This window comes from Flavobacterium johnsoniae UW101, assembly GCF_000016645.1.
GTDB lineage: Bacteria > Bacteroidota > Bacteroidia > Flavobacteriales > Flavobacteriaceae > Flavobacterium > Flavobacterium johnsoniae.
Window position 1 is genome coordinate 3,829,596 of sequence record NC_009441.1, and the last position, 14,563, is coordinate 3,844,158.

At 35.0% G+C, this 14,563-nt stretch carries 14 protein-coding genes and 1 pseudogene; 10 read left to right on the top strand and 5 right to left on the bottom strand.

Translation table 11 applies throughout. The features are described 5' to 3' along the window. The first annotated feature begins 321 nt into the window (after positions 1–321). Complete coding sequence (locus tag FJOH_RS16655; protein WP_012025198.1) at positions 322–903, top strand: TetR/AcrR family transcriptional regulator; 582 nt, start codon at positions 322–324, stop codon at positions 901–903. A gap of 51 nt (positions 904–954) precedes the next feature. After that, positions 955–1,746 (top strand): SDR family NAD(P)-dependent oxidoreductase, encoded by a 792-nt coding sequence (locus FJOH_RS16660; protein WP_012025199.1) that lies wholly within the window; start codon positions 955–957, stop codon positions 1,744–1,746. Between the two features lie 83 nt (positions 1,747–1,829). Here FJOH_RS16660 and FJOH_RS16665 read toward each other — a convergent pair whose 3' ends face one another. The 3 genes and pseudogenes from FJOH_RS16665 to FJOH_RS16675 all read right to left on the bottom strand — a co-directional run bounded on the left by FJOH_RS16665 (position 1,830) and on the right by FJOH_RS16675 (position 3,739). After that, entirely contained in the window at positions 1,830–2,633 is an 804-nt protein-coding gene (locus tag FJOH_RS16665; protein WP_200799098.1) for a DUF2490 domain-containing protein, read from the bottom strand. Positions 2,634–2,781: 148 nt separating this feature from the next. After that, positions 2,782–3,243 (bottom strand): annotated as a pseudogene (locus FJOH_RS16670) (IS1595 family transposase); the annotation flags it as partial. A 118-nt stretch (positions 3,244–3,361) separates the two neighbouring features. Then, a complete protein-coding gene (locus FJOH_RS16675; protein WP_012025202.1) occupies positions 3,362–3,739 on the bottom strand; it encodes a hypothetical protein in 378 nt (125 codons plus the stop codon). Between the two features lie 270 nt (positions 3,740–4,009). On the opposite strand from FJOH_RS16675, the gene FJOH_RS16680 reads away from it, so the two are divergent. From FJOH_RS16680 to FJOH_RS16715, 8 genes are all read left to right on the top strand, one after another. Then, the gene (locus tag FJOH_RS16680) at positions 4,010–4,579 is read left to right on the top strand and encodes a Crp/Fnr family transcriptional regulator (RefSeq protein WP_012025203.1); all 570 of its coding nucleotides are present in this window, start codon (positions 4,010–4,012) and stop codon (positions 4,577–4,579) included. A 46-nt stretch (positions 4,580–4,625) separates the two neighbouring features. Beyond that, the gene (gene ilvD, locus FJOH_RS16685; protein WP_012025204.1) at positions 4,626–6,314 is read left to right on the top strand and encodes a dihydroxy-acid dehydratase; all 1,689 of its coding nucleotides are present in this window, start codon (positions 4,626–4,628) and stop codon (positions 6,312–6,314) included. Positions 6,315–6,572: 258 nt separating this feature from the next. Beyond that, positions 6,573–7,046, top strand: a complete 474-nt coding sequence (locus FJOH_RS16690; protein ID WP_012025205.1) for a hypothetical protein — start codon at positions 6,573–6,575, stop codon at positions 7,044–7,046. A 14-nt stretch (positions 7,047–7,060) separates the two neighbouring features. Further along, a complete protein-coding gene (locus tag FJOH_RS16695) occupies positions 7,061–8,917 on the top strand; it encodes a contractile injection system protein, VgrG/Pvc8 family (protein ID WP_012025206.1) in 1,857 nt (618 codons plus the stop codon). A 12-nt stretch (positions 8,918–8,929) separates the two neighbouring features. Further along, positions 8,930–10,480 carry a hypothetical protein gene (locus FJOH_RS16700; protein WP_012025207.1) on the top strand — a complete coding sequence of 517 codons (1,551 nt, stop codon included), beginning with the start codon at positions 8,930–8,932 and terminating at the stop codon, positions 10,478–10,480. A gap of 15 nt (positions 10,481–10,495) precedes the next feature. After that, positions 10,496–11,095 (top strand): hypothetical protein, encoded by a 600-nt coding sequence (locus FJOH_RS16705; RefSeq protein ID WP_044047796.1) that lies wholly within the window; start codon positions 10,496–10,498, stop codon positions 11,093–11,095. After that, on the top strand, positions 11,089–11,457 hold the full coding sequence (locus FJOH_RS16710; RefSeq protein ID WP_123875730.1) for a hypothetical protein: 369 nt from the start codon (positions 11,089–11,091) through the stop codon (positions 11,455–11,457). The genes FJOH_RS16705 and FJOH_RS16710 overlap by 7 nt, the downstream gene beginning before the upstream one ends. A gap of 157 nt (positions 11,458–11,614) precedes the next feature. Continuing rightward, positions 11,615–12,055 (top strand): hypothetical protein, encoded by a 441-nt coding sequence (locus FJOH_RS16715; RefSeq protein WP_012025210.1) that lies wholly within the window; start codon positions 11,615–11,617, stop codon positions 12,053–12,055. Positions 12,056–12,257: 202 nt separating this feature from the next. Here the strand turns inward: FJOH_RS16715 and FJOH_RS16720 are convergent, their stop codons facing one another. Further along, positions 12,258–13,064, bottom strand: coding sequence for a hypothetical protein (locus FJOH_RS16720; RefSeq protein WP_012025211.1), 807 nt, complete (start codon positions 13,062–13,064; stop codon positions 12,258–12,260). 89 nt (positions 13,065–13,153) lie between these two features. After that, positions 13,154–14,563: an efflux transporter outer membrane subunit gene (locus FJOH_RS16725; protein WP_012025212.1), complete on the bottom strand. Its 1,410-nt coding sequence runs from the start codon at positions 14,561–14,563 to the stop codon at positions 13,154–13,156.

Consider the following 14,563-nt stretch of genomic DNA (forward strand, 5'->3'; position numbering starts at 1 on the left):
TTGAAATATTTTGATGCAAGATACTACTAATTAATTAGTAGACAAACTAATTTGTTAGTTTTTTAACTAATAAGTTAGTAATTCAATCGATACGAACACAAAAAACCTGAACACAAACTCTTTTTAAAGCACTGATTTACTAAATTTTAACTTATAATTAAATACAAAACAGGAACACTCAAAAAGTATGATTTATAACCGGAGCATCAAAAAGAATGGAACTTGAAACTATAAATAGAGTTTAAAAAAATGCTTTAAAATTTGGAGTAAAGGTATTTTTGTATATTTTTGTACCAATCATTACAAAATAAAAAATCAACAATGAGAGGAAGACCAACAATCTACGAAGACGCTGCTGTTGTAAAAAAAGCACAAGAAGTTTTTTGGCAGAAAGGATACAGCGCTACTTCATTGAGCGATTTGCAAAAAGCCACCGGAGCCGGAGCCGGAAGTTTTTACAATACTTTTAAAGGCGGTAAAAAAGAGGTTTTTCAAAAAGCAATTGAAGAACGTCGATTGGCATTTGATGCTTTTAAAATTGAATTAAGTAAGAGCGAATCTCCCTTAGAACTAATCAAAGATTTTTTTAGAAGTATTGCTTCCGCGGAAGAAAATGAACATCTTAAAGGCTGTATTATTGCTAATACGGTTGTTGAAATGACTTTTATTGATGAAGCTTTGGAAGCCAATGCGGTTCAGATTTTAAAAGAAGTCGAACAAATGTTTACTCAGGCTATTAAAAACGAACAAATAAAAGGGAAGCTAAAAAACCAGGCAGATCCCGAAATACTGGGCAGATATTTAATAACATTTTGGTGCGGACTTAATACACTTCGCCGAATGTATCTGGACAAAAACGTCCTAAAAAAACAAATCGAAATGCAATTAGCTGTTATCAGCTAATTTTTTTGACTATTTATGTATCGATCATTACAAAAATTAAAATAATAAAAAATGAATTTAAAATTAGAAGGAAAAAAAGCTTTCATCAGCGGTTCGACACAAGGAATTGGTTTTGCGATTGCAAAACAATTATTAAATGAAAAAGCCGAAGTTATTATTAACGGAAGAAATGAAGAAAAAACCAACCTGGCGGTTCAAAAATTAAAAGATGAATTTCCAAATGCCGCAGTTTCAGGTATTGTGTGTGATTTTGGAAATAAAGCAGAAGTAACCGCATTATTAAACCAGCTAAACGATATTGACATTTTAATAAACAACGTAGGTATTTTTGAATTAAAAGATTTTGAAACGATAGAAGACGAAGACTGGTACCGAATTTTTGAGATTAATGTAATGAGCAGTGTCAAACTTTCTAAGAAACTTTTACCGCAGATGCTTCAGAAAAAATCTGGAAGAATTATTTTCATCAGCAGTGAATCTGGTGTGAATATTCCCGGAAACATGATTCATTACGGAATGACAAAAGCAGCTATGATGGCTGTTGGCAATGGTTTATCAAAACTAACTTTAGGAACCGAAGTTACTGTCAATACTATTTTAGGCGGTCCAACTTATTCTGATGGTGTTGCCTCAACAATCGAACATATTGCTTCTTTACAAAATATAGAAATCGAGCAAATGAAAAGTGCTATTATACAGCAGACGAATCCGCATTCTTTATTACAGCGTTTTATCGATCCGGCAGAAATTGCTTCTTTGGCTGTTTATTTATCAAGCCCGCTTGCCATTGCAACAAACGGTTCATGTCTTAGAGCCGATGGAGGCGTTTTAAAAACGGTGTAACTTAAATCTAAAAATCCTGTTTAGTTAACCTAAACAGGATTAAAAGCCAACCCATTATATAATATTTTATTTAAAACAGTATTCTAATCAGCACCGCCGTCAACGCTGTCAAAAGTTTCTCTTTCTTTTGGTCTGATGCTGTATTTTACAGAAACCATAGGCCCGTAATACACATCAAACTGGGTTCCGTTTGTGCGAAGCTGCATCTGCCCTATTATTCCAGCCAGAAAATGAACATTTGGCGTTATCCCAGCACTATAATACACAGACAATCTAAAAATATCAAAATGTTCTTTCGCATAATCTTTAGAAGCAAATTTCAGCATCAGCTCCGTATAATATCCTAAATTGGGAGCCAGAAACAATGGTTTTTCTTTGGTTTGACGCAGATAATGGTTTACGCCGAATCTTGCTCTTATTCTTGGAATTGTTTGAGGAGTTCCGGTTCTGTCATCAAAAAATTTAGTTTCAAAACGAACCTGCTCAAAAATAGATCCTTTGGGCATTTCCTGAGAAAAAGTTCCCATTACAATAAGTCTGTTTTCGAGAGTTTCGTAGTTTCCGGCTTCTTCTACAGCATATTTTTGATTGTGCGCATAACCCAGCCATAATTTGATATTTTTAAATCCGGAATATATCAGCCACGGTCTTACTACTACTCTTTGTGTATATTCAAACGGATTTCCATTTGTGTAAGCACCTTGTGTAACCAACTGTACATCGGCCTGTCCGCTTAAATGCCATTTGTCATAAATAGGAAACGCAACATCGATTTCTTCAATAGAGGCCGGTATAAAACCTATTGAATAAGGCGCGTCCTGAGCTTTTAAAATTTGCAAAGCCAAGACACAAAACAGTATAATACAACCTTTTTTAATCGTGCTCATAAATTTCGATTTACACATCTAAAAAGAAAAATTCCTGATAGAAGTGTAACAAAGATAAAAGCTGCAGATAGTATGTATTGAAATTTACAGGTTGCAGATTATAACATGAAACAAAGTTTTCGATGTAATTAATATTTCCCAGTCAGTTTTCGCTGGTATCTTTAGTTTTCTTTTTGTAGGTCAGTTTGTCGATCTCCTTAAGAAATTCAGAATCGAATTCAGAATAAGCACGCAAAGTATATTTTTCGTCTCTCTTTTGCATTACCAGACGTATTTTCTGCACCATTAACCAAATAGGTTCGTAGCGTTTGTGACCTAATAAATACTGAATCTGCAATATGGAAAATTTTCTTTTAGAAAGCGTCATCAATTCAATACAGATCATCCAGTATTTTATAGGCAGATTTGAATTTTCCATCACGGTTCCCGACCGCAGACTCATTCTGCTGCCGCATTTTTTGCATTGAAATTTTAAATCAACTCTTCGAAACGAATGCTGATTATGTGAGCATTTCCTGCAAGACAAACCATTTTGCAGCCGTTTGTCTCTTAATTCTTCAATGCAGGTTTCTTCGTCGTGGTATTTTTCGAAGTACTTCCGTAATTCCATTTACTAAATTTGTTTACGGACTAAATATAAATCAATCTTCGCAGACAAAAAATGGTATAAAATAAAAAAGAGGAAATTCAAAATAGAAAATCCTCTTTTAAAATTATAAATTAGGCAATTACAGTTTTTGGGTAATCTCTTTTTTGTATTTATTCAAAATCGATTTTGTCATTCCAAGATTTGCTTTTGTAGAATCTACAGCCAGGTAGATAAAATAATCACCATTGTCTGAAACGTCAAGAATATGAATTTGAGATGTAAGCGTAATCATGATATTATCAATAGCCTGATCGGTTATTTTTAAAGCCTTAATAGCATTCATTTTTGCCTTAACTACTTCAAGGTTATAAGCCGAAGCTAGTTCCGGATCAAAATCACTTACAGTTGAAAGTGAAAAATACGACATTCCGCTTTGAATTTCTGCTACAGAAACTGCGATGAAACCTGGAATATTTTTTTTAAGGTCTTCTCCAAATTGTTTTAAAAAATCAGACATATGTTTTTAGTTTTATTTAGGGTTCTAGAATCCTTTTTCTCTTGGATTTTACACAAAATTATAGATCTCATTTTATTTAATTATCCGCAATGTGTACCTAAATTTATTTTTTTTCAGTAATTAACTATTCCTAAAAAATCAGATTAATTATTTGGGTCAAATCAGGAAAACCGGCATTTTTTTGAAGAATAAAGTACGATTTTGATAAATGTCAATGTTTATAAAATTCATTTGGAATAATTTTGCAATTAAAAAAAGTAAATTGAGGAAATGAAAGAGATACTTGCAGCACTAATCCAAAAGAAAACCACGATAAAAGAAGAACAGCTCAACGAAATTCTCGCCTGTTTTAAACCTGTCAGCGTTACAAAAAATGAATTATTATTAGAAAAAGATGAAACGGCAGAACGTATATTCTTTATCAATAAAGGCTGTCTGCGTTTATACTACAGTAACAGCGACCATAGTATTTCGACCCGATTTATGGCTTTTGAAAATACATTTCTGACTTCAATAGTCAGTTTTATTTCCAGAGAACCTTCGCCTGAGTATATTGAAGCCGTAGAAAACTCCGAATTATTGGTTATTTCCTATCATGATTTTTTTCATCTTAGAAAAACAATACCGGAATGGGATAAAATGTATATCTATATTCTTGAATACGGTTTAACGGTAATAACCTCTAAACTCAGCAGTTTACTAACTCAAAATGCTGCAGAACGCTACCGTAATCTTCTTAAAAACAATCCAGAACTTATACAGCGATTATCAAATGTAAATCTGGCTGCTTATCTTAATATTTCTCCGGAAACATTAAGCCGTATAAAGTCGCAGATTTAACTTTTTATACTTCGGCACACCAATTCAAAAAACAAAAAAACATATAATGAGAAGCGATGAAGTAAAAAAAGGAGTTCAAAGAACCCCTCACAGATCCTTATTGAGAGCAACAGGATTAAAAAATGAAGATTTTGGAAAACCATTTATCGGCGTTGCCAATTCATTTATTGAAATTATTCCGGGGCATTTTTTCCTAAATAAAGTATCTGAAATTATTAAGGAAGAAATCAGGGCAAACGGCTGTGTTCCTTTTGAGTTCAATACAATTGGAATCGACGACGGAATTGCAATGGGCCACGACGGAATGCTGTACTCACTGCCAAGCCGTGAAATTATCGCCAACTCTATCGAAAGCGTTATGAATGCACATAAACTCGACGCTATGATTGCCATTCCTAACTGCGACAAAATCGTTCCGGGAATGATTATGGGCGCTCTGCGGGTTGATGTTCCAACTATTTTTGTAAGCGGCGGGCCAATGTCGAAAGGATATACAAAAAATGGTACTCCAATTGATCTGGCTACAGCTTTTGAAGCCGTTGGAAAACACGAAGCAGGAAGCATTACAGATGAAGAATTATACGATATTGAATGCAATGCCTGCCCTAGCGGCGGAAGCTGTTCTGGAATGTTTACAGCAAATTCTATGAATACTTTAATGGAAGCCATGGGAATTGCACTGCCCGGCAACGGAACTATTTTGGCTCAAACTCCGGAAAGAGAACAATTATACCGCAAGGCAGCACGAAGAATTTGTGCCATTGCAAAAGACCAGCACGATATTGAAAAGTTTAAACTAAAGAACATTCTAAACGAAAATGCGGTACGAAATGCTTTTGCGGTTGATATGGCTATGGGCGGCAGCAGCAACACTGTTCTGCATATGCTAGCCATTGCGAATGAAGCCAATGTAGATTTTAAACTAAAAGACATTAATACCATTTCCGGCAATGTATCGCATATTGCTAAAATATCGCCAAGTTTAAGCACCGTTCACATGGAAGACATAAACAGAGCCGGAGGCGTTAATGCGGTTATGAAAGAAATGAACAAAAGAGGTTCTGGTGTTTTAATTGATAATCTGACTATAAGCGGCGAAACTTTACTGGAAAAAATTGATAATGCAGAAATTAAAGACACGACGATTATTCATACCATTGATAATCCGTACAGCAGTGTGGGCGGACTTGCTGTTTTATATGGAAATCTTGCCGAAGAAGGCGCTGTAATTAAAACGGCAGGACTTACAGGCGCAAGAGTTTTTACAGGAAAAGCGGTTTGTTTTGACGGTCAGGCCGAAGCCATTGCCGGAATCATGATGGGAAAAGTAAAAGCCGGAAATGTAGTTGTTATTCGATACGAAGGTCCAAAAGGCGGTCCCGGAATGCAGGAAATGCTGGCTCCAACGAGTTTAATTATGGGTATGGGACTAGGAAGTTCTGTAGCTTTAATTACAGACGGAAGGTTCAGCGGTGCTACAAGAGGCGCTTCTATTGGACATGTTTCTCCCGAAGCTGCAGAAGGCGGTATGATTGGCCTGCTTAAAGACGGCGATGAAATTCATATTGATGTCGATCAGTATATCTTGTCGGTTAACTTATCTGATGAAGAAATTAAAACCAGAAAAGCCGCTTTTCAACCCATAAAAAAAGTATTAAACTCAAAATGGCTTGGGCAGTACAGAGCTTTAGTTACCAATGCAAGTAATGGCGCCATTTTAAAAACTGATTTATAAGATTTTAAATACTATTGAAAACCGAAAACTTCTCGTTTCTTATGGGAAGTTTTTTTATTTTAAGAAATATCGTAATCTAAAAGTTTGCAAAAAAATCTACTATCACACTTTTCAATTGAGTCTTACTCTAACAAACAAAATTTCCTTTCTGCTTCAAAAAATACCTTATTCTGTTATAAAAATACCTTTTAGGGGCTAATTAACAGTTTCAACCAGGCATATATTTACTAAACTATCAAACCAATTTAAAGTAATTATATGCAGTCTCAGGAATTACTCCAAAATTTACTAAGCCAAAAGTATCGAAAACCTATTGTAACTAATGGTGACTATAAAACCCGTAAAACTGCTGCTATTTTAGATACAGACAACGGTACTCTTTTTAATGTCTCCGCAGATTTTCTATTTTATTTTAAAGACAAAAATGATAATGTCTGGCTGACCATTCCCAAAGAATTAATTATAAATGGTAAAATCTATTATCCAAAGCCCGGGGATTCATTTACCAATCTTGGCACAACTCATTACTTCACTACAAAAGAAGCCGTAATAGAAATGGCATACAGCTATTTTAAACAATTCGAAAACCCTCATTATGGAATTGAGAGAGTAACAAACGGCATGTATTTTTTTGAAAACAACGGCGATAAGACCGATAAATATTTTGTTGTTTTTCAAAAATTCAAATCCTCTAATCATCCTCAGATAGAAGCATATATATCCAGTAATTAATTAAAACAACCAGCATGGCATTACAAACAATAACCACCATTAAAGTAGGCGAAATCAGGATTACCAATTTTAATAAATTAAAGATATTTCAAACCATCCACGACCACCATACTTTTTCATTTGAAGTAAGACAGGATTTATTAGTTGACGAGTTTAAAAGTGTGATGCCTTTTTCCCAGAAACTGTACGGCGAGAAAATCAGCATCGAAATAAAACCTATAGACGGCCTGGAAGATCTTATGATTGGCGCAGACCTTAAACATTATACCATGCAGTTCTATGGTGTTGTGACCAAAGTAAAACTGAAGAAATCCCGTGTAAAAGATATAGAAGAAATTATCGTAATAAAAGGAAAAAGCTCCACGATAGCACTCGAAAACGGTCCCGAATGCAGTTCTTTTACCAATATGACCCTGAGTGATATTGTAACCAAAGTAAAATCAGGCTGTGATATTGATATGGATGTAAGACCTTTTTATTTAGAAAACCTGCCTTATACGGTGCAGTATAACGAAAGTAATTTTTCTTTTCTAAACCGTCTGGCAAAAAGAAACGGACACTGGCTGTATTATAACGGACGCACCACTGTTTTTGGAAGCCCCGGCGGTGTAGGCGGACAGCCCCAGTTAGTTTACGGGGTAAACATGCAGGATTTTGATTATACCATTAAACTCCTGCCGGCAATGTTTAAAGTAATAGAAAATGACAACCGCGACGGCAGTTACAGAACCGATGAAACCTTAAAATACAGAAGGGAAGCCGACGGTTTTCAGCAGAATTTTTTAAATAAGTCTAATGAGTTCTTTAATAAAGAAACCATAATACAGCTCAACCAAAATCCTGTTGGAGGATCTGCACGACGCTCCTCAGAAGAATATGCCAAAAACAAAATGCGCGCTATTTTAAGCCGTTTAACAGAAGTAAAAGCCTCCAGCGAAGTTCCGGGAATTACGATAGGAAATGAAGTCAGGATAGCAGGTGTCGACGTACAGCTGGAAAGCTCCTACCGCGTAATACAGATAACCCACATCTGCGACGACGGAGGCGGTTATGAAAATTATTTTACTGCCGTAAACTTTAACGGTTCTGTATTCTCTCCCAAAACCGACCCTGATTTAGTGCCGTTCTGCAGAAGCCAGACCGCCATTGTAACGGGCAATGCAGACCCGGACGGACTCAGCGGCATACAGGTGCAGATGCCGTGGCAGGAAGCCAAAGGCGAAACCACTCCTTATATTCCCTTCGTGCAGAAATACGGAGGCGATGCCAGAGGAATCCATACGCTGCCGGAAATTGGCGATACAGTTTTTGTGGATTTTCAGTGTAATAATGCCGAACTGCCTATTGCAATGGGAACCATAACCAGCAGAAAAGAAAAAAGTGGTTTCAGCACGCCTAATAATGATCTGAAAGTGATGAGAACGCGAAGCGGAATTGAGACTCTTCGCAATGATGCAGAAGGGAGCTGGAAACAGAGTACGCCCGATGGAAATTATTTACTCTTTGACGGACAAGGAAATGCAACACTAAATGTTCTTAAAAACTTCACTATAAATGTTGGTGAGGATTTAAATATTAATGTTGAAAGGAATATGACTGCTGATGTTGTAAACGATAAAACAGATACTGTAGGTGGCAATTATAGGGAAACCATAAATGGGTCTAAATACATATCCATAGGTATTGATTTTATAATTAGGGTGATGGGCTGTTTTAAAGAATATGTAAAAGGTAGAATTGAATCACACTCAGATAAAGAGCGAAAAGAGATTGGTTTAAAAGGAGTTGAAACAAGCAGTGAAGGCTCTATTAGTAAACATGCGCAAAAAAACTTGAATAACAATAGCGGAGAAAATTCGACCCACAACTAAAACATTGAAAATATGAGACTACGATTTTCTGAAAGCGAGATTATAAAAACGACCGTTGGAGATCACGATATTTTTTCTAATGAAGATATTACTGCAAACGCAGGAATGTACATACATGAATCGTGTGATGGAGAAATAATTTATGGAGACAATCCTAAAGAGGCGCCACCTGCAGCAAAATATTTTGTAAAAGGCTGGTGGACTGATAAGCATGACAAGCCTATAAAGGAAGCCCGTATTTTGGACACGGTAAAATTTCATATTCAAACCCAGGGAATAGAAAACCCAAAAGGAAAAAAGATAGAAATAAAACTGTTCGAATACGATACCTCTGTTTATTTGTCATTGGGTACATATGGCTCAGGTGCAGTTGAAACCCGCCCTTTTGACGATCATGTAAGAATCGTATCAGGTAAAAATGAGATAACAGAATTGACATTGGACGAAAACGGAAAAACAGCCATTACCATAAATTTGACTTGGGGAATGCACGAGATGTTTAATGAAACCTTTTTTGGCGGTTTTGCAGAAATGGGACTGTTAGAATTTTATTTCGAATGCTCTTACGGCGAGGATAGAGGCATTTGGCTCCCCGCGAATTTGGGGGACTATTTGAAAGTGACAATTTCGAACCAAAGCCTCTTTATAAAGCCTGCCTATGAGGGTTATAATTTTCCTGAAATTCGTACTGCCGAAGGAGATATTGTTGTTTTCTCAGCAGGGATAGGACTAGAACACGAACCATCCAAAGAACTGGAAGGACAGCTAGATGCAATTGCAGACAAGATAAAAAGTGAAATTTATGGAAGTGTGCGTGAAGCAATGATGAAGTATAGCGACAATATGCGCCATACCATTGCTGTAAGACAATTGAAGAAAGGGTATTTGGCAAACAACCTTGGAAAAATAGAGTTTAGCCGTAGGATTTATACCAAACCGGTTTACGATAATAGTGGCAAACTTTATGAAATAACAAAAGCAGCAAATTTTGGCTATAGAAAAGAAGGCAAAAAGGTAACCACAAAGGGAATAAGCCAGCTTGATTATTTTAGGGAAGTAGGTGCTTTTAATGAAATAGCTAAAGCCTCTAAAGAATTACTAGGGATATTTAATTTCGCTTCAGATGTAATAAGTTTTGCCATGGATGAAAACCCAAAAATAATTCCGACTGGGTTTGCGCCGCTAGATTTTCTTGTGGCTATGGTTATGCCTAGTATCGCAGAATCTATACTAGAATCTTGGGATGCTCCTGTTTTTGAGTTAGTAGAAAAAGCAAAAGATAAAGGTATCGAAGGTATTTATGATTTTTTACAAAGTTCAGGAGGGAAAGAGAAAAGATATGATTTCAACACAATGGATATAAATCAATACATGCTAAATCAGCTATTAATGGGCAAATTTAAAACTTTTGAAGAATTAACAAATGCTCAAGAGAATTTGAAAATAACAATGGATCGGTATGATTATGAGAGTTCGTTAGTATATACTCTTTTTTATTATAAAAAAATAGATGAAGCAAAAGAGGAAGAGTTATTAATAATTGATACTATTTTTTTTAATTAATAAAAATTGAAAATTATGAAAAGACTATATTTTTATTTAGGAATTCTTTTAACTATGTTTTCTTGTAATATACATGAACCAATTTCTGTCAAAGAAAATGTTTCTAATCAGATAGTATTAATAGAACCAGGAATTAAAAATCATATTACAAAAGATAGTATTCCAATTACTATTCCTGTGGAATTTAACATACAACAAAATACATCAAATATAATACATCTCGATTTATACTTTGTTTCGATTAATGGGAAACGATTGCTAAAGTATGGTATCGATTACGAAACTTATGATAAACAAAATCCCACAAAACCTCATTATTTTTCATTAGACAAAGAGGAATTAGAATCGCAGAGAAATAATAGCATTATAGTAGCAATAAAAACTCAAATGATTTCAATAAAAGACGCCGACTTAATACTAAAAAAATATAATATTGATGCAAAAATTGGAAATTTAGAATTAGGAGATTTTATAAAATTAGTTGGCTATGATCGATTCAGAAAAGATAATCCAGACCTTATTGAAGATTTTCGAAAAGTAAATGACTCTGTGGTATTTAGTGTATCACTAAAGGGAGGAGAAAGAGCTCATATAAGTCAAAAAATAAATTGGTAATTTCTAAAGAATTACTTGGGATATTCAATTTTGCCTCAGATGTAATAAGTTTTGCCATGGATGAAAACCCAGAAATGATAATGATAGGTTTTGCGCCTGCAGACTTTTTATTGGCAGTTGTTGCGCCAGAATTGAGAAAGTCAATAGAAGAATCTTGGGACACTGTCGTTTTTGATTTAGCAGAAAAAGCTAAGGATAAAGGAGTTCAAGGTATTAATGAGTTTTTACAAAGTAGTGGAGGAAAAGAAAAACGTTATGCATTTAAAATGTTTAAAATAAATCAAACGACTTTGAATAAATTATCCCCGATAGCGCGGATTTGTAATCCGTGCCCGCAAAGATTGGTTTTTAATTTTAAATAAAGACAAAAACTACATGATTCTTTATAGCTTTTGCATTGATAATTTGTATTGTGTCTTATTCGCACGGATAAATAATTTAAAATTATTTACAAAGATCACTTTAAATTTTTATAAGAAACAAAATACTTAAATTCTAGTTTTATAAACTTATGCAATTATGACCACAACTTTTATTTATACCAGAAGATCAGTAGGATTACCTTGGTTTTTAGAAATATGTATAGTTTTACTCCTTTTAGCTGCATATTTTGTCGACAAATATAAATTCAATAAATTAGTAAAAAGACAGAAAAAAGAACTAGATTATTTTAAACGGCATGGAGATAAAATTGTTGTTAAATATGATGAGTTAGTCTTAAAAACAAACTGCTGGATAGAAAATAAAGAAGACTTAGAAAAAGTGTCAGATAAGATAAGTAGAAATCTTATAATTTTAGAAAAAACACATAGAGGTCATCATTTTAAAGTAGAATATGAAATTTATATGGAGCCTGAAATATTAAGAATGAAACTTGCGTTAAAATATGAATTAGACTTTTACTACAATCCCAGTAATTTTGATGATAATCTGCTGGATTTTGAATTCTTATTTCAATAAATCTTACCTCCGCTGGCGAGAGCGTATCACTCTTGAACACAAAGTTTATTTAACCGAATTAAGCCTCAAGCGCACTAGCCGAATGCTCACGCGGAGCCATTAATGGTGCTGTTTTTAAAATAGATTTATAAGTTTTAAAATTCTGAAAATTAAAAACTTCCCTTAAAGCGGTAAGGTTTTTATTTCCACCAAATTTCAATCATCAAAAAGAAGCTTCTTTCCATTGTTTTTCTTCTACGGCGATTAATTCAAGTTTGGCGACGATGGCGGTAAGATTGTTTTCTAAAGGTAATTTGCCGTCTCTCCACTCCTTTTTATAAGATCCTTTTTTGATTTGCAGAATAAATTCGCCTGTAAAAATATAGTCGGCTGAGTCTTTATTGGTTTTGGGAGGAATCCTTTTTAAGGCTTCGCGCAGGTGAATATCAATTTCGATTTCTTTATGCATCAAAATAATATCGCGGTTGTCATTGCTTTTTTTAAATTGATGTCCTCTGTATTCTAACAATTTAATCAGGGCATCCATAAATCGTAAAGCCCTATTTGTATTTTTTTGATCTACGCTTAACTGGATAATTTCTTCCGGAGTTTCAGAAACGTTTCTGTTCAATTCGGCATGATTCCAATAATTTTGTGTTTTCCTGATAATACCAGTGGGATTGTTTAAGAATTCAAGAACTTTTGAAGGCGCTTTTGAATCAGATTCAATACTTTCGATTAAGGCAATTAAAGGAGTTGATCTCGCTGTTTTTCTAAGCGGACTTTCATACATTTTCCTTAAAATACTAATCTGACTGTTTCCTTTATAATCTCCTGAAAGTTTCGGAATACTTTTTCGTTCGTAATTCAGCCTGATCCAATGTTTACTTCCCGGCAGGGGAATCTGCATTTTTTCGCAGGCATTTTTTATTCCCATGCTCGAAATCTCATAATGTTTCGCAATTTGGATAATTGGGAATTTCCAAACTAAATTATAAAGTTCCAGACGTGTAAATGTTATTTTGTCCATATTAAAACAAGACAGTTTAAACCATCAAAATAATATACAAAATCCACCATCTTTACATTTATAAAGATGATGGATTTAGAAATGCAGCACTACTCTACTCCTCCGCCCAAAGCGCGGTACAAATTAATAGAGGCATTTAATTTTTCTAATTTTATTGTTACGACATCAAGATCGTTTTGCAAGGCACTATTTTGAGCGGCAATAATTTCAAGATAATTGGCCATACCGCTTTTGTATAAAAGTGAAGCATCTGAAGTTGCTTTTTCTAAAGATATTGCTTTTTCTTCTGCCAGCTTAATGCGTTCATCTGCATATTTTAATCTCGACATGGCATCAGAAACTTCACCAACAGCGGTAATAAACGATTGTTTGAACTGAACCACAGCTTTTTCTTGTTCTAAAACCGCTACTTCATAAGCAGTTCGCAAGGCTTTTTTCCTAAAAATAGGCTGTGCCAGATTTGCTGCTATATTTTTTGTAACCGAACCCGGAAAATTAAACCAGGTATCGAACTCAAATGAATTAATTCCAATTGACGGACTTAAACTCAGCGTTGGATACATTGTAGCTTTTGCTAATCCCGTTTTGGCTGTTGCCGACATCACAGCATATTCACTCGATTTTACATCCGGTCTTCGGCTTAAAAGTGAAGCTGGAACTCCAGATGGCATTTCAAACGCAAATTCATCAACATTTAAATTACCTGAACGTTCGATCGTATTAGGATATTCGCCGCATAAAATCTGCAGTGCATTTTCCTGAACCGCGATATTGGTTTTTGCCAAAGGAACAAGTAATTCTGCTGTTTTTTTCTGAGCTTCAGTCTGATTTACTGCCAATGAACTAATCGAACCTGAGTTGTACTGCAGTTTCATCATCTGCAGGGTATTATCGCTCAATTCGATGTTTTTTTCAGCAATTTTAAGCTGTTCGTCTAAACCTAAAAGATTGTAATACGACTGCGCCACCTGAACAATAATTCGGGTTTTTAAAGCCGAAAGGTTTTCCTTTTGGGCAAAATACGCTGCTTTTGCATCTCTTTTCTGCATTGTTGCTTTTCCCCAAATATCTACTTCCCACGACATACGAAGATTAGCGCTGTAATCGTCCATATAATCTTTGCTCGTAAACTGCGCGCTCAAAGATCCGTTTAACGAATTTTTAGACAAATACGAACGGCTCGCTGCAGCATCAAAATCCAATGTTGGCAGTAAAGACAGTTTGGCTTGTTTATAATTTAAATCCAGCTGTTCCATGCTTTTGACCGCGATAAGCACCTCGTTGTTTTTAACGAGGGCTTTTTCGATCAAATTAACTAAAAGCGGGTCTTTGTAATACGTTTTCCAGGAATGCAAAATAGTATCTCCTGTTACGGTTAATTCTTCTCGGTATTTATCAGGAGCGTTTAACTCGGTGCGGGAATATTTTTTTCCAACAACGCACGATGTTAAAATCATACCTGAAAATACCGTTATTCCAATTTTATATAGTATTCTCAT